This is a genomic window from Paenibacillus sp. FSL R5-0407 (genome assembly GCF_038009185.1).
Taxonomy (GTDB): Bacteria; Bacillota; Bacilli; order Paenibacillales; family Paenibacillaceae; genus Fontibacillus; species Fontibacillus vini.
This window is the reverse complement of sequence record NZ_JBBPAX010000001.1, coordinates 2,527,178-2,545,985: the sequence shown is the minus strand read 5'-3', so window position 1 is coordinate 2,545,985 and position 18,808 is coordinate 2,527,178. Positions and strand designations below refer to the sequence as shown.

The 18,808-nt window shown below is 49.0% G+C and carries 19 protein-coding genes and 2 riboswitches; of the genes, 10 read left to right on the top strand and 9 right to left on the bottom strand.

What is annotated here, in order from left to right:
* Positions 1-22: 22 nt before the first annotated feature.
* Both NYE70_RS12300 and NYE70_RS12295 read right to left on the bottom strand, forming a co-directional pair.
* Positions 23-271: a hypothetical protein gene (locus tag NYE70_RS12300; RefSeq protein WP_211023559.1), complete on the bottom strand. Its 249-nt coding sequence runs from the start codon at positions 269-271 to the stop codon at positions 23-25.
* Positions 272-344: 73 nt separating this feature from the next.
* Positions 345-1,346 carry an NAD(P)/FAD-dependent oxidoreductase gene (locus tag NYE70_RS12295; protein ID WP_211023557.1) on the bottom strand — a complete coding sequence of 334 codons (1,002 nt, stop codon included), beginning with the start codon at positions 1,344-1,346 and terminating at the stop codon, positions 345-347.
* 409 nt (positions 1,347-1,755) lie between these two features.
* Here NYE70_RS12295 and NYE70_RS12290 point away from each other — a divergent pair, with 409 nt between their 5' ends.
* Together NYE70_RS12290 and NYE70_RS12285 are read left to right on the top strand one after the other, a co-directional pair.
* Positions 1,756-2,949, top strand: coding sequence for an NAD(P)/FAD-dependent oxidoreductase (locus NYE70_RS12290; RefSeq protein ID WP_211023555.1), 1,194 nt, complete (start codon positions 1,756-1,758; stop codon positions 2,947-2,949).
* Between the two features lies 1 nt (position 2,950).
* Positions 2,951-3,199 (top strand): hypothetical protein, encoded by a 249-nt coding sequence (locus NYE70_RS12285; RefSeq protein WP_341046204.1) that lies wholly within the window; start codon positions 2,951-2,953, stop codon positions 3,197-3,199.
* A gap of 734 nt (positions 3,200-3,933) precedes the next feature.
* On the opposite strand, the gene hemQ is transcribed toward NYE70_RS12285, so the two are convergent.
* On the bottom strand, positions 3,934-4,680 hold the full coding sequence (gene hemQ, locus NYE70_RS12280) for a hydrogen peroxide-dependent heme synthase (protein ID WP_341046202.1): 747 nt from the start codon (positions 4,678-4,680) through the stop codon (positions 3,934-3,936).
* Between the two features lie 220 nt (positions 4,681-4,900).
* Here hemQ and NYE70_RS12275 point away from each other — a divergent pair, with 220 nt between their 5' ends.
* A complete protein-coding gene (locus NYE70_RS12275) occupies positions 4,901-5,194 on the top strand; it encodes a YuiB family protein (RefSeq protein ID WP_211023549.1) in 294 nt (97 codons plus the stop codon).
* A 74-nt stretch (positions 5,195-5,268) separates the two neighbouring features.
* On the opposite strand, the gene NYE70_RS12270 is transcribed toward NYE70_RS12275, so the two are convergent.
* The 4 genes from NYE70_RS12270 to NYE70_RS12255 all read right to left on the bottom strand — a co-directional run bounded on the left by NYE70_RS12270 (position 5,269) and on the right by NYE70_RS12255 (position 8,232).
* Positions 5,269-5,604: a helix-turn-helix domain-containing protein gene (locus tag NYE70_RS12270; RefSeq protein ID WP_290406578.1), complete on the bottom strand. Its 336-nt coding sequence runs from the start codon at positions 5,602-5,604 to the stop codon at positions 5,269-5,271.
* 160 nt (positions 5,605-5,764) lie between these two features.
* Positions 5,765-6,358: a TasA family protein gene (locus tag NYE70_RS12265; protein ID WP_211023545.1), complete on the bottom strand. Its 594-nt coding sequence runs from the start codon at positions 6,356-6,358 to the stop codon at positions 5,765-5,767.
* Positions 6,359-6,437: 79 nt separating this feature from the next.
* Positions 6,438-7,022 (bottom strand): signal peptidase I SipW, encoded by a 585-nt coding sequence (gene sipW, locus NYE70_RS12260; RefSeq protein ID WP_341046200.1) that lies wholly within the window; start codon positions 7,020-7,022, stop codon positions 6,438-6,440.
* Complete coding sequence (locus NYE70_RS12255) at positions 7,012-8,232, bottom strand: hypothetical protein (protein ID WP_341046199.1); 1,221 nt, start codon at positions 8,230-8,232, stop codon at positions 7,012-7,014. The genes sipW and NYE70_RS12255 overlap by 11 nt, the downstream gene beginning before the upstream one ends.
* Positions 8,233-8,701: 469 nt before the next feature.
* Positions 8,702-8,786: riboswitch (cyclic di-GMP riboswitch) on the top strand.
* Between the two features lie 33 nt (positions 8,787-8,819).
* Between NYE70_RS12255 and NYE70_RS12250 the strand changes: the two genes are divergently transcribed.
* The 3 genes from NYE70_RS12250 (at position 8,820) to dnaI (ending at position 11,739) form a co-directional block, all read left to right on the top strand.
* Positions 8,820-8,984, top strand: coding sequence for a hypothetical protein (locus NYE70_RS12250; RefSeq protein ID WP_341046198.1), 165 nt, complete (start codon positions 8,820-8,822; stop codon positions 8,982-8,984).
* Positions 8,985-9,232: 248 nt separating this feature from the next.
* The gene (locus NYE70_RS12245; protein ID WP_211023537.1) at positions 9,233-10,759 is read left to right on the top strand and encodes a DnaD domain protein; all 1,527 of its coding nucleotides are present in this window, start codon (positions 9,233-9,235) and stop codon (positions 10,757-10,759) included.
* A 26-nt stretch (positions 10,760-10,785) separates the two neighbouring features.
* Complete coding sequence (dnaI, locus tag NYE70_RS12240) at positions 10,786-11,739, top strand: primosomal protein DnaI (RefSeq protein WP_211023534.1); 954 nt, start codon at positions 10,786-10,788, stop codon at positions 11,737-11,739.
* Positions 11,740-11,818: 79 nt separating this feature from the next.
* Here dnaI and NYE70_RS12235 read toward each other — a convergent pair whose 3' ends face one another.
* Positions 11,819-11,974 carry a YqzM family protein gene (locus NYE70_RS12235; RefSeq protein ID WP_114496945.1) on the bottom strand — a complete coding sequence of 52 codons (156 nt, stop codon included), beginning with the start codon at positions 11,972-11,974 and terminating at the stop codon, positions 11,819-11,821.
* Between the two features lie 262 nt (positions 11,975-12,236).
* Here NYE70_RS12235 and trxA point away from each other — a divergent pair, with 262 nt between their 5' ends.
* Both trxA and uvrC read left to right on the top strand, forming a co-directional pair.
* Positions 12,237-12,554 (top strand): thioredoxin, encoded by a 318-nt coding sequence (gene trxA, locus NYE70_RS12230; RefSeq protein ID WP_211023532.1) that lies wholly within the window; start codon positions 12,237-12,239, stop codon positions 12,552-12,554.
* A 104-nt stretch (positions 12,555-12,658) separates the two neighbouring features.
* A complete protein-coding gene (gene uvrC / locus NYE70_RS12225) occupies positions 12,659-14,581 on the top strand; it encodes an excinuclease ABC subunit UvrC (protein WP_211023530.1) in 1,923 nt (640 codons plus the stop codon).
* Here uvrC and NYE70_RS12220 read toward each other — a convergent pair.
* Positions 14,547-16,271: a CPBP family intramembrane glutamic endopeptidase gene (locus NYE70_RS12220; protein ID WP_341046195.1), complete on the bottom strand. Its 1,725-nt coding sequence runs from the start codon at positions 16,269-16,271 to the stop codon at positions 14,547-14,549. The genes uvrC and NYE70_RS12220 overlap by 35 nt on opposite strands.
* A gap of 290 nt (positions 16,272-16,561) precedes the next feature.
* Positions 16,562-16,721: riboswitch (cyclic di-AMP (ydaO/yuaA leader) on the top strand.
* 75 nt (positions 16,722-16,796) lie between these two features.
* Between NYE70_RS12220 and NYE70_RS12215 the strand changes: the two genes are divergently transcribed.
* On the top strand, positions 16,797-18,131 hold the full coding sequence (locus NYE70_RS12215) for a TrkH family potassium uptake protein (RefSeq protein WP_373316841.1): 1,335 nt from the start codon (positions 16,797-16,799) through the stop codon (positions 18,129-18,131).
* Positions 18,132-18,144: 13 nt separating this feature from the next.
* Positions 18,145-18,807: a potassium channel family protein gene (locus NYE70_RS12210; RefSeq protein WP_211023526.1), complete on the top strand. Its 663-nt coding sequence runs from the start codon at positions 18,145-18,147 to the stop codon at positions 18,805-18,807.
* Position 18,808 lies beyond the last annotated feature (1 nt).

Genomic DNA, 18,808 nt, shown 5'->3' with positions numbered 1-18,808 from the left:
ATTTGTGATGGACAAGCTAACGTTAAGGCGCTTTCCAAGCGTTGACATGATAAATATAGGCTTCATGGCAATGCGAACACATTACAACATGTTCGCAACCTGAAGGAGCTTGAGCGGAATAGGCGGAGGTATACTGGTCTGCCGAGCCGTAAGGGCTGTAAGGTCCGGCATAGTCCTCCTTCTTACCGGCGTTTTCCAGACCGTGACCGCAATCGGGACAGGTCGCTGACAAGTTAGCCATTCCGTTGCATAGCGGGCATATATAAGACAAAGGGTATCTCTCCTTTACAGCAAGTATTTCCTGCGTAAAGTTAAGATACCCCTTTTTGTTTCATCTCATGTAGCTATATCTTCATGTTGCTGCTGTGACCAGGCGACAATTTGGCGTCCGGGTCAATATACACCTTCGCGTTGTTGACAGCGGTCGGTGCTTCGCCGAATCCGACGGCGATGAGATCGAGCTTGCCGGGATAAGTGGTAATATCGCCGGCTGCAAAAATTCCCGGAATGGAGCTCTCCATGCGTGAATCGACCACAATCGCATTGGAGTTGATGTCCAGCCCCCATTCCGCAATCGGTCCGAGGGAGGAAACGAATCCGAAGTTGACGATGACGTCATCGACTTCGATCTCCTGAGTTTCCTGTGTTTTGCAATGCGAAAGGGTGACGCGCTCAATCTTGTCTTCCCCATGCAAAGCGCTAATTTCTGTCGGTGTAATTACTTGCACGCTGGAAGCCATTAAGTTCTCCACGCTATGTTCATGGGCGCGGAATTTATCGCGGCGGTGAATGAGCGTGACCTGATCGGCAATCGGTTCAAGCATGAGTGCCCAGTCTACCGCGGAATCCCCGCCTCCGCTGATCAAAACGCGGCGGCCTTGGAATTTACTAAGATCGCTTACGAAATAATGAAGATTGCTCTTCTCGAAATGGGCCGCGTTATCAAGTTCCAGACGGCGCGGTTCGAATGCGCCGACCCCGGCCGTAATGATCAGGGCGCGGGCATGATGGACTTCTTTGTCGGTCGTTACGATAAAATGGCGCTCGTCTTTCTTCTCGATCTGCAGCACCTTTTCTTCCAGACGGATGTCCGGGTTAAACAGCTTAAGCTGCTCGTGCAAGTTGTTGACCAGTTCCTGTCCGGTAATCTTAGGGAAACCGGCGATATCGTAAATATATTTCTCTGGGTAAAGGGCGGCAACCTGCCCTCCCAGCTGAGGCATGCTTTCGATTAATTTAACGGACGCTTTTCGCATTCCGCCGTAAAAAGCGGCAAACATGCCTGCCGGCCCGCCTCCGATAATGAGCAGGTCGGTAAATTCGCCGCTTGCAGGTTGGGATGACACAGGCAAACACCTCCGGTTAATTTCAAAAACTTTATATTGTCATTTCTACTTTATTATATCTATCCCATCAGGGCCTTGCAAAGCAGACCAAAAATTGTCGAATTTGACGTCAGAAAGGCCTGCAAAACGCCGGGAAACAGCGTAAAATAAGACTTGATCTTTTAAACAAAAGCCGATATTATTCAAATGTATGTACACAGATTTGTGACGAAAAGAGTACATTTACAAAATGGTGTGTATTATTTTTGATAATTATTCCGTAACGGTTTAAAATAAATGTGACAAATGTCGCACAATAGCAAAATGGGTTATCACCAGAGACTATTTTTTTATGTGTATAATTTCACATTAGAGTTTTTGGTTTTATATAAAATATAGAGCTTCAACCCCCGGAAGGAGAACAAGCCTGATGAGTACCATACCTAAAATCGTCATTCTTGGAGCGGGATATGGCGGTATTTTGACTGCGCAACGGCTGCAAAAAGAATTAAATTACAATGAAGCAGACGTTACCCTGGTGAACCGGCATGATTATCATTACTTCACCACGCACCTGCATATGCCGGCGGCCGGAACCGATTCCATAGAACATACACGCGTTCCGATCTCTAAATTGATCGATGAATTCAAAATCGACCTCGTTAAATCGAATGTCCAAGAGATCCGTCTCTCGGACAAAAAAGTCGTTCTCCAGGACGGAACCCTATCCTACGACTACCTGATTATCGCTCTCGGCGGAGAACCTGAATCGTTCGGTATTCCCGGCTTGTCGGAATATGCCATGACGATCCGCAGCATCAACTCGGTACGTTTGATCCGTCAGCATATCGAATATCAGTTTGCGTTGTTTAAGGCGGACGAAAGCCGTACGGACCGTCTTAATTTCGTTGTGGGCGGCGCAGGCTTCAGCGGCATTGAATTCGTCGCCGAGCTGGCCGACCGTATTCCTTATCTATGCAAAGAATATGATGTCGATCCGAACATGGTGAATGTATATAATGTAGAAGCTGCACCGTCCGCGCTTCCGGGCTTTGATCCGGAATTGGTCGAGTATGCCATGGACGTCCTGGTCAAAAAAGGCGTTCAGTTCAAAATCGGCGTAGCGATCAAAGAGTGCACGCCGGATGGCGTTCTGCTGGCTACCGGTGAAGAGATCAAGTCCGCGACAGTCGTCTGGACAGGCGGTATCCGCGGGAACCGGCTCATTGAAGCGGCCGGCTTCGAAACGGCAAGAGGGCGCGTCAAGATTGATGACTTCCTGCGCGCTCCTGGCCATGATCATGTGTTTATCATCGGGGACAACTCGCTGATGTTTAACCCGGAAGGCCGTCCGTATCCTCCGACCGCACAAATCGCCATGCAGCAAGGGGTAACCTGTGCGCAAAACGTGGTGGCTTCGATCCGCGGCAAAGAGCTTAAGAAATTCGTCTTCAGCAACAAGGGGACGGTTGCTTCTTTGGGTAAAGGGGAAGCCGTGGCGACAGCCTTCGGCAAGAAGTATAAAGGCTGGGTGGCCGCTCAGCTCAAAAAGATGGTCGATATTCGTTACCTGTTTACCATCGGCGGGATTCCGCTCGTCTTGAAGAAAGGCAGATTCCTGTAAGATGCGCCACTGCAGCGTTCAAGTCCGGGGACTGCTGACCCGGGAGGAGCTCGACCGGTACAACGGCCTGATGGAGGTCGGTTCCTATCTTGAATCCCAGCAGCAATACGACTTGGCCTATACGGTTCAAAAGGAAGTCGATATTCTGATCCTCCCGGCCATCGAGCGCCTCAAGGAGAAGAGCAGGGACCGCGACCGTGCTACGGCGGAATTCCTGGAATCGCTGCGGGAACAGCAAGAAGAAGACTGATGTATTAAATAATGTGAGATCGTCCCGGCGGGGGCGGTCTTTTTTAGATTGAAAATTGGGGAGCGCTCAGCATTATCGCCTTATAGCGATTGGATTTCTACCGAATGGAAAGCCGTTTCTGTCAAATCTGCGCCCGTGCCGGTAGGATGAATGGTGGACTGATGATCCATTGGTTTGAGGTAAGAGGTCGGGAGTGAGGAGGGATGTTAAGCAAATGAGGACGATGAGAACGAGAAGGCGATGTGAGCGATGTAATGATGTGATGATGAGAAATTAGCAATGCGGGTGATGTGATGAGGCGTGATGGGATGCGTGTATTTTTTAACGGACATAGGAGACCTTAACTAGCTGTTTATTGCGGCCTAAGCAATCTAACGGACACAGGAGACCTTATTAGCCCCAAAATTTCTATTTTCTTTGAAGTTTCACACGAATAAGGTCTCTGGTGTCCGTTAAAATCGTAAATCCCCATTTTCGGGAGGTTTAACGTCTCTCACGTCCGTTAGAATCGGAATCGGCTGTTACCTTACGCCAGAAAGCGCAGCACGAGACTATGCCGCCATTAGTGAGTACGGTCAGTATCTTCAGCGTAACAACTCAGTCTTCTCAGTAACTCAGTCTGCTCAGACACCTTAGTCAGGCAACAATAAAAATGGCTACCTTCCTCAAAGTCTTAAACTTTCTTTAATGTTAAAAATACCGCCCGGGCATGCCGGGCGGCTATGGTAAGCGTGTTATAGTTTAAGCATGTCCTCAAACAACTGCTCATTCAGCAGGTTGCCGACGTAGAAGGAACCGAATTCTCCGAAACGGGCGCTGACTTCGTCAAAGCGCATTTCATAAACCAGCTTCTTGAACTGCAAAGCATCGTCGGAGAACAGAGTAACGCCCCATTCCCAATCATCGAGGCCGACGGAGCCGGTAATGATCTGTTTTACTTTGCCGGCATATCCGCGACCGATCATGCCGTGGCTGCGCATCATTCCGCGGCGCTCTTCCATCGATAGCATGTACCAGTTGTCGTCAAGATCGCGTTTTTTGTTCATCGGATAGAAGCAAATGTATTTCGATTTCGGCAGGATCGGCTGTAACCGCGCCATCACTTCAGGGTTGGCTTTTGGATCTCCGTCGCCCGAAGCCATGTAATTGCTCAATTCGACAATGCTGACGTAAGAATAAGCTTTGGTTGTATACTGTGCAAAAGTCGTTTTGTTAAAGGCATTCTCCAGAGCATTCAATTCCTCAAGCGTTTCGCGCAAATGCATGAACACGAAATCGGCTTTTTGTCCTACGATGGAGTAAACCGCCGTGCTTCCGGTTTTATTTTGCTCCGCCAGGCTCCATTCCTGCAAAAAATTATGCAGTTCTTCCAAACAGCCCGCGCGCTCCTCGTCGTCCGCCGCTTTCCATGCCGTCCAGTTAATGGACCGGAAATCATGCAGGGCGTACCATCCTTCCAGGGTTAATGCCGCTTCATTCATTTATGATCACTCCCAAATTATCATAGTTATTGTCCGTTCTCCGCAGCCCGCAGGATGCGCTTCTCTTATTGTATCCCAACGTTGAGCCAGGGAGCAAACGGAATTCCCCTGCTTTCGGTGAAAGTTCATTGATTCGCAACATTTTTTTTAGTAAACTATCTACTAGTTCTTGATCTTGTGATATTAATTATAGTGTGACTAATGAAGGGTGGAGTTTGGGTTGGGATGGCTCATCGTTTTGGTGCTGATGGTTCTGTTTTTTGTCATGATGTTCGGCATCGGATTTATTCTTAATATGCTTATGAAGACAACCTGGTTTCCAGCTTACATTTTTATTATCGTCATCTTGCCGATCGTCGTATACAGCTTGTGGGACCATGACCAAGGCTTCGGCGCCTACTTGGCCTCCTTCCGGGTTGTTGACTACCTGACGGCGCTTGCGGGGCTCGCAGGAGCGATATTAAGCGGTTGGACGATTCGCAAGCTGCGGATCGGCGGCTATAAGATGTTTTGATGGAGATGGAAAAGTTAAAGAAATGAAGAAAGCCCCAGGCCTTGTTGCCTGGGGCTTTCGCATGCTGGAGCCGATCAATCCTTTTGCCCCAGTTTCCACTTTTGATATTCCAAGAAATCCCGAAATTCCTTCTTGCTTATGCCGGAGGACATGGCTTCTTGAACCAGCGACGCCCATTCCGGGTCGAGGTTCGAGTCTGAAGGACGATCTCCATATAGTAGCAAGTTGATAGAAACATTTAAGGCATCGGACACTTTTTGTAGGAATGAGATCGAAGGATTGGATTGGATTCCCCGTTCAACATTGCTCAAATATGATTTGGCGACTTCCGCCGTATCGGCTAGCTCTGACAAGGAAAAGCCACGATCTTGCCTGATTTTTCGGATGCGTTCCCCAATATGGTCTGCCATGTAGCCGTCGCCCTTCTATAAATAATATTTTTAGTCATTATACCAAAAAATGCAGTATTGAACAAAGGAGACAAGCCCCATTCCGGGATAGAAAAGAACACCGCAACCACCGGCAAACGGGGGATACGGTGTTCTTGTTAAGTAGACCGAAGCGTGGAAATTATTTAGCTACGCCTTTACCTTGTTTAGCTGTGAAAGTCCATTTGAGATTCAGGGAATCGCCTTGGAATTGGTTTTGGTCCTCATTATTGTCCACGAATTCAAATTTAACAATCAGGTTGTCTGAGTCTCCGGCCCGGAGTCCGCCGCGTTCTTCAAACCAGCCCAGCCAGGTGTTTTCTACCGCATCCGGGGAGAGGCTTTGCAGAGCGGATAACGTAGTTTCATATATGACGGTCTCATCTTTATCGATATTCGTCAAAAATTTAACTTTAATGTGTTTGCCGAAATCGTCGGTATTTGCAGGAGCGCCCGCACGATTAGTTACTGTATAAGAAGTAGCCAGATTTACTTTTCCGATGTCCAGGGAGCCGTTATTTTTCAGCTTAAAAGTACGGATTGCAAAGTCTCCAGGCTTTAAATTGCCAACGTCGATAATGGCTGTCGGATCGGCATTCAGATCCAGAGTGCCCGCCGCAAAAGTTCCGGTGGTTTCTACGGAGTCGCTAAAGTAAGCGAACGTCCCTCCTCCGATCAAGGTTAAGCCGAGTGCTGCGGTTACTACGCCAAAGCCCAAAGTTTTCTTGATTCCCATGAACAAATTCCTCCCGATTTCTCAATAATTTTTATATTGCATCCCTATGAAAATCATAAGGAGAACAACCGCAGTTGAGTTAAGTCGTTTTCGGATTAGCTTCTTCTATGGAGGACCCTTGTTTTTTCTCCTCCAACGACGAGATGGTCTTCCAGAGGGAGATGACGGCATAGATGAATAACATCAGCCCGGGTACGATCAAGAGGGTGACGTTTCCGAGTTTCGTCCCGGCAAAGCTTAAAATATAGCCGACGTAAGGGATTGTGAAGCCGGTGTAGCGGCCCACGACATTTGCCGATAGGACGGGTTCTATATCCGGGGCGTCGTTGCTGTCGCCTTTGGTCCGGTAGATTACCTGGTTGGTCTGCTCATTTCTAACAACCTCTACGATGCGGTGGGTAATCAACCGATTCTCGTCAGCATGAAATGTGATGATATCTCCCTTTTTGAATCCTGAGGTATCTCCTCCGGGTTTTATCGCTACGATAGATCCTGTATGGATTACCGGTTCCATTGAACCGGAAAGAACACTTTTTAGCTGGTAACCGTAAAAGGTCGGTGTACCGCCTGAAATTTTGGACAGAATGACTGACCCTGCAACTATGATAAATAGAAGCACCATGATAAACGTTAGACCTTGGCCTAGTATTCTTTTATAAATCATTTGCATCGACTCCTGTATCTGTTTGATTCGAATCTGTATCTTCAGGGGCGGCAAAAGGCCCGCTTCCGTCTTTAGTTTCTGAAGGACTTTCCTCGTCCGGTGGCGTTCCGGCATTGCCGGATTCAATGCCAGCAGGTTGCTCAGGTTGTTGCTCTTCCGGTGCCTGCGACAGCTCTTGCTCTTGTAGCTCTTGTAGCTCTTGTAGCTCTTGTAGCTCTTGTAGCTCTTGTTGCTCTTGTAGCTCCTGTTGCTCTTGTAGCTCCTGTAGCTCCTGTTGTTCTTGCTCCAATCGTTTTGCTTGTTCTAACTCAAACTGCTTCATCCTTTCTTCTTCAGCCAGTCGTTGTGCCTCTGCGGCTTCGAGCAGGGTTTCCCGTAAACCCTCCAATTTGAGGATGTCAGATGACAGATTGGTTATTGAGGATGACAAAGACTGTTGCAGCCCGTTGTAATAAGACAGCAGTTCCTGACTCACGGGATCTCCACTGGCGGCATATCCCTCGAATATATAAATCCCTTCGATTCGATTGCTGGATTGATAGGGAAGTCGGTCGAGCTCGAGTCCTGTATCATATATTTTTTGTAAGAATACAAGAATGCTATTGAGTGAGTCTCGAAGGGAATCGGATAGAAATTGTGATTGATTTAACCGGTTGCCGATACTGCTTAGAAGCGAAGCCTGCTTGATTTCAACACAATTGGGCTGGGACAATTGAATATGCTGGAGCAAATCGAGGGCGATCGCCGAGCTGGCCGCCATTTCTTCGGATAAATGATCCCATGCGATCCGGTTACTGTCATAAATAAGCTGAAGGTTCTTAAGTTGATCAGATAATTTATCAATCTGTCCCGATATGTCGCCTGCGGCCGTTTCCAGGTCTGATCCTGCAGAGTCTGCGGGTTCATCTTCGCCGTAAGTCGAACTGGTGACGGTGTGGTTCCTCGGTGCCCATGCGCTCCATGTCTCTTCATAAGTTGCATAGGTTACTGAAACTGACTGTAGACTTCTTTTATAATCTGAAGCTTGCTGCAGAGAGTTATTTAAATCCGTCAGTAAGCTTTCGATTTTCTCCGGAAATATTTCGCAGGCCTGAATTCCCGTCAAGTCCTCCTTGAAGCTGTTGAATTCACCGTACGTGGTACCGACCTGCTGCGAAGCGTAAAATAATAAAGTGGATAGTGCCATGCTGGATTGAACCGTTTTTAACATATATCGTTTCCGCTGTATTCTCCTGGTTTTCCGAATGGATCCGGATCTGGTTCTTCGCAGACAAAGGCCTCCTTTCCATTTACCTTTCGTAGTCACGATGTTCTGTAAGTTGTTCGTTATAACGAACCATCAAGCAACTCGAATATATTCAATTTGCGCCCAAATGGAAACTTGGATATTCAAGCAAAAGTTCCTTATAACGAACAGTTTGCTAATTAAATCACGATTTTTCTTAGGAAATCGTTAATTATTAGCAATTTTATTCTTTATTGAGAACGACCAAAGACTCCGCTTCGGTTATTAGACCCCTTTCGTGAAAATTACTGATCTTCTAACAAAATAAGCTAACAAGTATATTAAAAATCCATTTTTCTTTTTACCTACAACGACAGTGTTTTTAGGAAGATTCTTATATAATGAATTCAAATCTTCATTGTCTTTGCTAACTTGGTTACTTAATTCGGGTGATGCCAGTAAGGGGCAAACTTGCTGAAAGGCAAGGGCGCAAAGTTTCGGATCTAAGGTAGAAATACTAGGATGGCCGGACTGCCTGGGATATATCAAGATTACTTAGGGGGAGAATGTAGTTGGAAAAGTCCGCCCAGGTCTTCATGGATGAAGAGTATGGCATGGAAGTGGATCCGGAATGGGTAAGCTTGCTTATTATGGCCAAGGAGTCGGGAATTCCGATCGAAGTTGTCCGCAGTTTTTTTAAAGGGGATTATCGGGGGTATTTAGAGCATAACGGTTAAATATATTAGGGTGCGTAACACAAAATTGAAGAATGGAGATCGTCCTACTTGATAGGGGGTCTCCGTTTTTCTTTTTTGGGTCGATACGAAATAAGGGAATTGGGCAAATAAGCCGAGAAATATAGATAGAGCCTCGGGAGGGGAAATATTTAGCGTTTTTTGTAAGGTTTTAACGATTCGGGGCGAAGGGATTTATGATAGAATATAGAAAGTCTAAATGAACGTGTTAGGGAAGGAGCGATGAAGCCGTGCGCATGAACAACATGCTGCATTATACTGAAAATCACCGTTATTGCGTATACCGTGACTTCTCTCTCAGTCCCGTGGATGACAAAATGCTAGGGTTGATCTACCAGCCTATGGTCGGAGCTCTTGCTGTGTCACTGTATCGGCTGCTTGCGGATCAAGTGGCGCTGGATCAGGTGGGTTATTCGGCTATTGAGCAGCAGCGGGGTCTGTTTTTGACGATGGGGCTTGAACCTAGCGAGAAAGGGCGGGCGATCCTGATAGAACAGGCGTCCAAACTGGAAGCCGTCGGATTGCTGCAGACAAGCCGGTTATACATACCGGATGGCGACGATTATTTGTATGAATATGAACTTCAACCGCCGCTGTCTCCGGCCGAGTTTTTCCGCACTCAGCACTTAACGCTGCTGCTTCGCGATAAAATCGGCAAGTTTGCGGTGTTGTCGCTGCGGGAACGCTTTTTTTGCATGGAGCCTGGGGATATGTATGGCTTGACTTATAATAAAGAGAATATATCGGTGCCATTTTACGAAATCTTCGAGCTTAATACGCATTCTATCGATTATGAATTGGAGCAGGCGATTGCCGAGACTTCCATTGCCAGACAGCCGGGAATGAAACTGGTTGAAGAAGAGGAAGCGCTGAATTATGCCGATATTATTGTCCGTTTCCCGCGGGAATCCGTGAACCGGGCCTTCGTGGAGAAGCTGCGGTTTGACCCGGAGGGGATGGGAATCGCCAATTATGTCGTCCGCAAATACGATCTTTCCGTGCAGGATTTATGCCGGTTATTGGACGAAGACGGCGTGTTCGATTCCGGCGGAACGCTGCTCCTCGATGAGCTGCAGCACAAAGCCAATCTTCATTTCAGACAGGGGAAACGGCGCCGGGAAGAGCGGGAAGTCGCTTACGCCAAGGTGGTTTCGATTCGAGGGGAAGAGAACGCCCAAGAAGCCGGAAGCCATCAGGAGGAAGTCGCCGTTCAGATGGAATATTACGTCGAGGTGCCGCCTCAATTTATTAATAAATGCGATGTGCATCAATACAATATGATGCTGCGGAACGAGCCGTACACCCGGTTGTTAAAGACGTTTTTCCCGGGAGCGGTGCCTGATAATCTGCTCGATATTTTTGAGAAAATAGATTTGAATTATAAGCTGCCCGGCGAAGTCATCAACGTGCTGATCCATTACTTGATGGCCTTGCTGACATCGGGCGGTGAACAGCGCATCAACCGTAATTTCGTGGACGCGATAGCGTCGAATATGCTGATGAAGCAGATTAATACGTATGAAAAAGCGGTTCAGTATATTCGCGATCAAGCCAAGGTGAAGGAGAAGACGGCAGCGCAGACGTCACCCGCGGCAGGAAACGGGCGGGGAAGAACCTATGGCGGCCGGACCGCCAAGCCAAAACCGGAAATTCCGATTGTACAGAGCTCGGGCGGAGAGCAGGGCGTCTCGGAAGAGGAATTCGCCGAATTGCTTAAAATGGCCGAGCGGATGAAGGCCAGCAAGAAAAAAGGATAAGACTTAAGTAAGAAGGTGAATAAAGAATGGAGTCCCTTGGGGAATTGATGTCGCAAATGAAAAGCCCGCAGCTTCGGCGGCGTTCGGAAGAATTGAAGGCCAGGTTGTTGAATGAACCGCTGGTACGCGATCTATGCATCCGCCACCCGGAGCTTGGCGAAGAACATCTGCTTCGGGGTATGGCGAAGCTGTATCAATACGTTAATGACAGCCGGCATTGCGCGAACTGCCCGGGTTTGGACCAATGCCCGAATGATTTCCCCGGACATTTCACGAAGCTGACGGTGGAGGATTCTGGAGCGGGAACCCAGCTTATTGACCGCCAGGTGCCTTGCCCCAAGCAGCTGCGTTTTGAGCGGGAACTGTCCATCAAGAAGCGGATCCATAGCTTTTATGTAGACGAACGGGCTCTGGAGCAGGGATATGATGAAGTTGAGATCATGTCGAAGGATAGTGTCCGGGCTCCGGCCGTGAGCCAGGTATTCCGATATATCAATGAGACCAAGGAGTCGGGTCTCCAAACCCGTGGACTCTATCTTGAAGGACATTTCGGAACAGGTAAGACATTTTTGATGAGCTATCTGTTGCATGAACTTGCCAAGGAAGGATACTCCGGGGTTATCGTATACATGCCGGAATTCGTGGAAGACCTGAAATCGATGATGCAGGACAGCCAGAAGCTGAAGGAAATGACCGAAATTATGAAGCAGGCGGACCTGCTCATCTTTGACGATATCGGAGCGGAGAATTTGAATCCGTGGGCCCGTGACCATGTTTTGGGATCGATCTTGAACTACCGGATGAACCGCAAACCTACATTTTATACCTCGAATTATTCCTTGAACGTACTGGAGAAGCATCTTAGCTTCACAAGCAAAGACGGCGAGGAAATGCATAAGGGACAGCGGCTGATGGACCGGATCGCTCCGTTCGTGGATGTGGTCCCCGTTGGCGGCAGCAACAAGCGCGGTCGGGTATAGTGTAAACATAAACAAAAAAGTCGGGCAGGGGATGATCCCTTACCCGACTTTTTGTCGTAAATACAACTTACCGACGTTCTTAGCCGGCGATAAATTTTACGATTACCATTCCGAAGAAAATAACTGCCATAAACGTGAGCATGCCGAAAAATCCGTTCATCAGATCAAATAAATCGTTACGGGGTTCTTCGTTAATATGCTCCCGGGGGTCGGTCACATGTGTGTTTGCATCCATGAAGACAGGGCCTCCTCGCAAAATAAACTCGTTGTCAATAATAAACATCATAGACAATTCGTTTTTGGGTTATTATTAGTATAACCAATCGCCCTGAAATTTGTAAAGAAGGCGTATTCATTACGATTTTTCTTTTACTAAAAAAATGTGGTATAATTGACAACACGTCGCTACGGCGATGTCATGATTCATAAAAATATCTTAAAACCTGTCCCGGCAAGGATTTTGCAGACTGGGCACAAATATAAGGAGGAGATTATTCATGGCAATTGTTAATGTATCCGATCAAACTTTTAATAATGAAGTTGAAGGTCAAGGCACGGTTCTCGTTGATTTCTGGGCACCTTGGTGCGGACCTTGCAAAATGATCGCTCCTATTCTGGAAGATCTGGCAAACGAAGTAGGCGATTCCGTGAAAATCGCTAAAGTGAACGTGGACGAAAACCCGGAATCGGCTTCCCGTTTCGGCGTAATGAGCATTCCTACCCTGATCTTCTTCAAAGACGGTCAACCGGTGGATAAAGTTGTAGGCTTGAACTCCAAAGAAAACTTGAAGAACATTCTTGCTAAACATCAATAAGGTCCAATTGCTTCAATACGGCCTGGTTTACGCCTCCGGCATGTCCGGGGGCGTTTTCTGCGTAAAAGCGGAAGCTATTCCATGTGGGGGAGGAGGCTTGTAGCATGGATTCCATAACGAACGACATTCAGGAACAGGAAAAGGCAATGGAGGCGATCCGCCACAAATTGGCGCTGCTGCCGGATTTGCCGGGCTGTTACCTGATGAAGAATAAAGACGGCAAGATTATTTATGTCGGCAAAGCGAAAATCCTGAAGAACCGGGTCCGCTCCTATTTTACCGGAAGCCATGACGGAAAAACTCAACGCCTGGTATCGGAGATCCGGGATTTTGAATATATCGTGACAGGCAGCAACATGGAAGCACTCATTCTGGAGTGTAATTTAATCAAAACGCATTATCCGCGTTTCAACGTGCTGCTGAAGGACGACAAAACCTTTCCTTACATTAAAATCACGAATGAGCCCCATCCGCGCCTTGAGGTGACCCGCCGCCTGCTGAAGGATAAAGCCAAATATTTCGGTCCGTATCCTAACGCCTATGCCGCGCAGCAGACCAAAAAACTGCTCGATCGCATGTATCCGCTGCGCAAATGCAATGTGATGCCCAAGGAGGTATGCCTGTATTATCATATGGGCCAATGCCTGGCTCCGTGCGTAAAGGAAGTGCCGCAATCCGCCTATGAGCAGATGACGCAGGAAATCACTTCTTTCCTCAGCGGCGGACATGAAGAGATTAAGAAGGAACTGCAGCGGAAGATGCAGGAGGCCGCGGAAGACCTGTATTTTGAGCGCGCCAAGGAACTAAGAGACCAGATCATCAACATCGATGCGCTCATGGAAAAGCAGAAGATTACGACGGCGGACGCCAAGGACCGGGACGTATTCGGTTACGCGGTGGACAAAGGCTGGATGTGCGTTCAGATCCTGTATATGCGTCAGGGTAAAATGATTGAACGGCATGCCTCGGTCTTTCCTTTTTACGGGGATGCCTACAGTGACTTTCTGTCTTACGTGACTCAATATTACAGCGATAACCCGGCATTGCCGAAAGAGATTTTGCTCCCCGGCATGGCTGAGGAGCCTGGACAGGGCGAGGAAGCCCCAGGCGAGCCGGAGGCGGCCAAAGCCTCATCTGCCGCAACCGAAGGCGTCAGCGAGGCGCTCGACGCGGCAAGCGGGGCTTCGGCGCTTCATGAGTGGCTCGGCGTGAAGACGCTGGTGCCGCAGCGCGGCCTTAAGCGTCAGATGGTGACGATGGCTGAGGAGAATGCGCGCGTGGCGCTTGACGAGAAATTCCGCCTGATCGAGCGGGATGAGGAACGGACTCGGGGAGCCGCGGAGAACCTGGGCCGTTCGATCGGACTGGATCGGGTATCCCGGATCGAAGCGTTTGATAACTCCAACATCCAGGGGACGAATCCGGTCTCGGCGATGGTTGTGTTCATCGACGGCAAACCGGCCAAGAAGGATTACCGGAAATACAAAGTCCGGACCGTTCAGGGTCCGGACGATTATGAAACGATGCGCGAGGTCATCCGCCGCAGATACGAGCGCGTGCTGAAGGAGAACTTGCCTCAGCCTGATCTGATCATCGTCGACGGCGGCAAAGGGCAGATTTCGGCTGCAATCGACGTACTGGAGAACGAGCTCGGTCTATTCATTCCGGTGGGCGGCTTGGTCAAGGATGCCAAGCACCGGACTGCGCAGCTGATGGTGGGCGATCCGCCCGAGCCGGTTCATTTGCCTCGCGACAGCCAGGAGTTTTATTTGCTCCAGCGAATTCAGGACGAGGTTCACCGGTTTGCGATTTCGTTCCATCGCGAGCAGCGGGCGAAATCGATGGTGGCTTCGCGCCTGGATGCGATTCCGGGCATCGGGGAGAAGCGTCGTAAGGCGCTGCTGAAGCACTTCGGTTCGCTCAAAAAAATGAAAGAGGCCTCAGTCGAAGACTTCCGGCCCCTTTCCATTGGCGACAAGCTAGCCAAACAAATTATAGATGCCCTTCGGGATGATGAGGAGTCGTGAACAACGGCTCCTCTTTTTTTGGCAATGGTGCTGAAGGGCGTTCCTTACCCGGTGGATTGAACAAGTAGATGACGAAGGCAACAATCGCCGGTAACACGATATAGAAAATGCCTGCCGTGATATTCAGCGTTCCACCTGTAAACATAATGCTCAGCGACATTAAGATGCTGTCGAAGATGACGTGCGAGAACAGGACCGCAATAAAACCGTAGCGCAGGAAAATATAGCTGAACAACAGGCCGATAATGAGCAGCTCGATCGGACGGGAGATGACCGGGTAGATCGGATACAACGTATGGCCGAACGCCCAGATCAGCGTCGTGATGATACTTGCGACGAGCGTGCTGCGGAACATTTTCTTCAGCATCGGAATCCCGAACAGCCGGTATACGGCCTCTTCCCCGATCCCTGCCACCCAGGCAAGCAGCGGGAGCAGCGCAGGATAGAGCATGTTATACGGTGATTGGGAGGCATCCGTGGTCGACCAGGTGTGGATCGTTCTTTCCAGAATGAAGAAGATCACGGACTGAACTCCAAGCAGAATAAGTGCCCAGGCGTATCCGTCCGCCATCGATTTTACTACATGCCGTCCATAACCCTGTTCCTTGGCCCGGGCCCAGAGATTAATCCCCTGCTTGCGCCAGAGTCCATCGCCTCCGACGAGGGAGAAATAGACGGAGGCGGCCAGAATCAGCGTGACGACGCCCTGAAATACAAGCCCGAAGATCAGCATTGCACCGCTTAAGCCTTCTTTTTCAAAATAAGGCATCATATTAAGCGCAGAACCCATGGAAATGATGAAGTACAGGGAGGCGAGCACGATTCCCCGCTTGAACGAAGTATGTACTCTTGTCATGGCGCTGTACACGATCGCGAGAATTCCCAGCACAAAAGTCAATAGGGCATATCCTACATAGGTCAGCCAGTTGGCGAGCGTGGTTTGGCTTTTTACATAATCGGTATGGCTTTGCGGCACGGAGAAGTAACTATCGATTTCGGAGACCTGGCCTTCGAAATAATGAATATCGATTTGGGCATTCGATTTCCCCGCTTCATATCCCACCAGCGTTAAAGACAGACCATCCGGTGTTTCGCCCACGGAAGATTGCATATCTTCGCTGTAACCAAGCGACTTCAAGTAAGGTTGGGCTAACGCCAGCTTTTCTTCCCACGATAGGTCCTGCACTCCCGAGGTAGCGGCATCAGCTTCGGATGAACCGCCGCCCAATCCCTCGATGTCCGGAAACCCGGTTTCGGGGTATTCTTTAAAGCCGACCGCCTTGCCCGTGGTCATATGGATATCTACCGTTACGGCTTTGAGCAGCCCGCCTGGCTTATTGATGCGGACTTGAAAGATGTCGTAGGGGAACTGCTTTTCATACTTTTTAAGGTAATCTTCCATTAAACCTTCCCGGGTCAAATACCCGTATACATCAGCGCGCGTCTCGTAAGTAACCAGGGCATCGTTGAAGGGACCGGTTAATCCGAGCGTCGATTCCGCGAATTTGACGGCGGCTTCCTTTGCCTGCTCCTTCGTGATTAGCTGAGTCGATTGTTCGACCTGCAGCGTTTCGGAAGCGGTAGTCGGGACAATCTGGAGTAAAATAAAGACGATGAGTCCAATGACGGCGAGTATCCATAAGGTCCTGGTCTTTATCCCGCGCGTCTTCGGTTTTAAATCGGAATACATACGAAAACTCCTTTTAACGATTTTTTGTTGAATCTGTATGATTTCGGTACTTCCATGTCACAGTAAAGATAACACAGGGGAGATTTCTTCGCCAGAGACGAAGCTTGTTTCGCGTAAAAGCGCAATAACCACGGCAAATCCCAGCATGGCTTAGATAAGCATTCACCTTACGGTCTGTTTCAACTCTTTTAAGTCATTTTCGATCTATTTCATCCAATTAAACCTTTGTGATGGAAGTGAATAAGGATTATAATCCAATTTGACGAAAATGAAATGAAAATGAATGTAACTTAATATGTTGGCCGAATTTCTACCGAAAACGGGGGAACCGATATTTAGGGGTGAATTTCGCTGCTTCACTTGCATTGCGCCTGGTGAAAAAGCGAATAGGGCAGACCGCGCAAGCCCGAATCCGTCAGCTAACCTCGTAGGCCTTTGCAGCAGGGACCAATCAAAAAGCATTGGATTTCCAGTGCTTTTTTTCATTGTTTCTTTTTTGCCAAATTGAGTAATGAGGTGAGCCCGTTGCTTTCCAAATGGATCAGATTTTCCCCACCCCAAGTCCTTGTGTTGGGCTTTGCGTTCATTATTTTGGCCGGTTCGCTGCTTTTGATGCTGCCGATTTCCAGTAGTACGGGAGAGTCGCTTCCTTTTATTGACGCTTTCTTTACCGCTACTTCAGCAACCTGTGTAACAGGGCTTGTCGTAGTGGATACAGGAACCTATTTCTCAACATTTGGCCAGGTGGTCATTATGCTGCTGATCCAGGTAGGCGGTCTGGGGTTCATGACCATGGCGACCTTGTTCGCTCTGGTGTTTAAACGAAAGATTTCGCTGAAAGACCGGCTTCTGCTCCAGGAGGCGATGAACCAAAATACGATGGAAGGGATCGTCCGGCTGATCCGTAAGGTGCTGATGTATTCCCTGATTATCGAGAGCTGCGCCGCACTTCTGTTCACAATCCGCTGGTCGTTCGACATGCCGATTGGCCGGGCGCTGTTCTTCGGTATCTTTCACGGCGTTTCCATGTTCAACAATGCTGGTTTTGACCTGTTCGGCGAGTACCGCAGCCTTACCCAGTATGTAAACGATCCGGTCGTCAATCTCGTAACGATGTTCCTGATCGTTTCCGGAGGGCTCGGCTTTATCGTTTTGTCCGACCTGATCGAGTTTCGGCAACGCCGCAAATTGTCGCTTCATTCCAAGGTGGTTCTCTCCATGACCGCCACATTGATTCTGGTCGGAGCGCTCGTTATTTTCGTGTTTGAATTCACCAACTCCAATACCTTGCAACCGCTGGATTGGGGCGGAAAAATCTGGAGCTCGTTCTTCCAGTCGGTTACGCCGAGAACGGCGGGTGCCAATACGGTGGATATCGGCGGGCTTAGGCAGGCGACGCAATTCTTTATGATCATCCTGATGTTCATCGGGGCATCGCCAAGCTCCACCGGGGGCGGGATCAAGACGACGACGTTCACGATTCTGGTCGGGGCGGTCATTTCCATGATCCGCGGCCGTTCGGATCTCGTGTTGTTCCGTTACCGGCTGGCCCAGGAGCGGATATTCAAAGCCGTCACGATCACGATGCTCGCTTTGTTCCTGGTCATCGCCGTGGCGATGGTGCTTTCAACTACGGAAGATGCCAGCTTCCTGAGCATTTTGTTCGAAACGACTTCCGCTTTCGGTACGGTCGGCCTTTCCATGGGGCTGACGGGAAAATTGACGATTGCGGGGAAAATTATTATCAGCTTCACCATGTTTGCCGGACGGTTAGGGCTGCTGACGTTAGCTTATGCGCTCGGGCCGAAGAAGGGTAAAGAATTATATAGACATCCCGAAGGCAAAATGATTATAGGATAAGGGGAAAAGTGAGATGAAAACACAGCAGTTTGTAGTGATCGGCTTGGGGCGTTTCGGTTCCAGCCTGGCGCTAGAGCTGATGGACCTCGGCTACGAGGTTCTGGGCGTGGACAGGAACGAGGAAGTGGTCGAGGAATGGAGCGACCGGCTTACGCATGCCGTCGTCGCGGATGCGACGGATGAAGAAGTTCTGAAGTCGTTGGGCGTTCGAAATTTCGACTGCGGGATCGTAGCGATCGGCAATGATATTCAAATGAGCATCCTGTCGGCCATCCTTCTCAAAGACCTTGGGATTAAAACGGTGGTAGCCAAGGCGATTTCCGTCCTTCACGGCCGGGCGCTGGAGAAGCTCGGCGTCGACCGGGTTATCTTTCCCGAGAGGGATATGGGGGTTCGGGTCGCCCATCAGCTTGTAACTCCAAACCTGCTGGATTACATTGAACTTTCCAAAGAATACAGACTTGTCGAAATGAGAGTACCGCAATGCCTGGACGGAAAAAATGTCGGCGACCTGAACCCGAGAGCACGTTTCGGCTGCAGCATCGTAGCCATCCACCGGGAGAACGGCGTCATTATTGCACCGACGGCAATGGATCATCTAATCCTTGGGGACATCATGGTCATCATCGGGGCAAAGAAAAACATCGATGAATTCGAAGCTATTATAAATGATTAAT

Coding starts and splice junctions, on each gene's coding strand:
- NYE70_RS12290 (WP_211023555.1), top strand. CDS start 1,756: ATGAGTACCATACCTAAAATCGTCATTCTTGGAGCGGGATATGGCGGT.
- NYE70_RS12285 (WP_341046204.1), top strand. CDS start 2,951: ATGCGCCACTGCAGCGTTCAAGTCCGGGGACTGCTGACCCGGGAGGAG.
- hemQ (WP_341046202.1), bottom strand. CDS start 4,680: ATGAATGAAGCGGCATTAACCCTGGAAGGATGGTACGCCCTGCATGAT.
- NYE70_RS12270 (WP_290406578.1), bottom strand. CDS start 5,604: ATGGCAGACCATATTGGGGAACGCATCCGAAAAATCAGGCAAGATCGT.
- NYE70_RS12265 (WP_211023545.1), bottom strand. CDS start 6,358: ATGGGAATCAAGAAAACTTTGGGCTTTGGCGTAGTAACCGCAGCACTC.
- sipW (WP_341046200.1), bottom strand. CDS start 7,022: ATGATTTATAAAAGAATACTAGGCCAAGGTCTAACGTTTATCATGGTG.
- NYE70_RS12255 (WP_341046199.1), bottom strand. CDS start 8,232: ATGTTAAAAACGGTTCAATCCAGCATGGCACTATCCACTTTATTATTT.
- dnaI (WP_211023534.1), top strand. CDS start 10,786: ATGGAGTCCCTTGGGGAATTGATGTCGCAAATGAAAAGCCCGCAGCTT.
- NYE70_RS12235 (WP_114496945.1), bottom strand. CDS start 11,974: ATGGATGCAAACACACATGTGACCGACCCCCGGGAGCATATTAACGAA.
- trxA (WP_211023532.1), top strand. CDS start 12,237: ATGGCAATTGTTAATGTATCCGATCAAACTTTTAATAATGAAGTTGAA.
- uvrC (WP_211023530.1), top strand. CDS start 12,659: ATGGATTCCATAACGAACGACATTCAGGAACAGGAAAAGGCAATGGAG.
- NYE70_RS12220 (WP_341046195.1), bottom strand. CDS start 16,271: ATGTATTCCGATTTAAAACCGAAGACGCGCGGGATAAAGACCAGGACC.
- NYE70_RS12210 (WP_211023526.1), top strand. CDS start 18,145: ATGAAAACACAGCAGTTTGTAGTGATCGGCTTGGGGCGTTTCGGTTCC.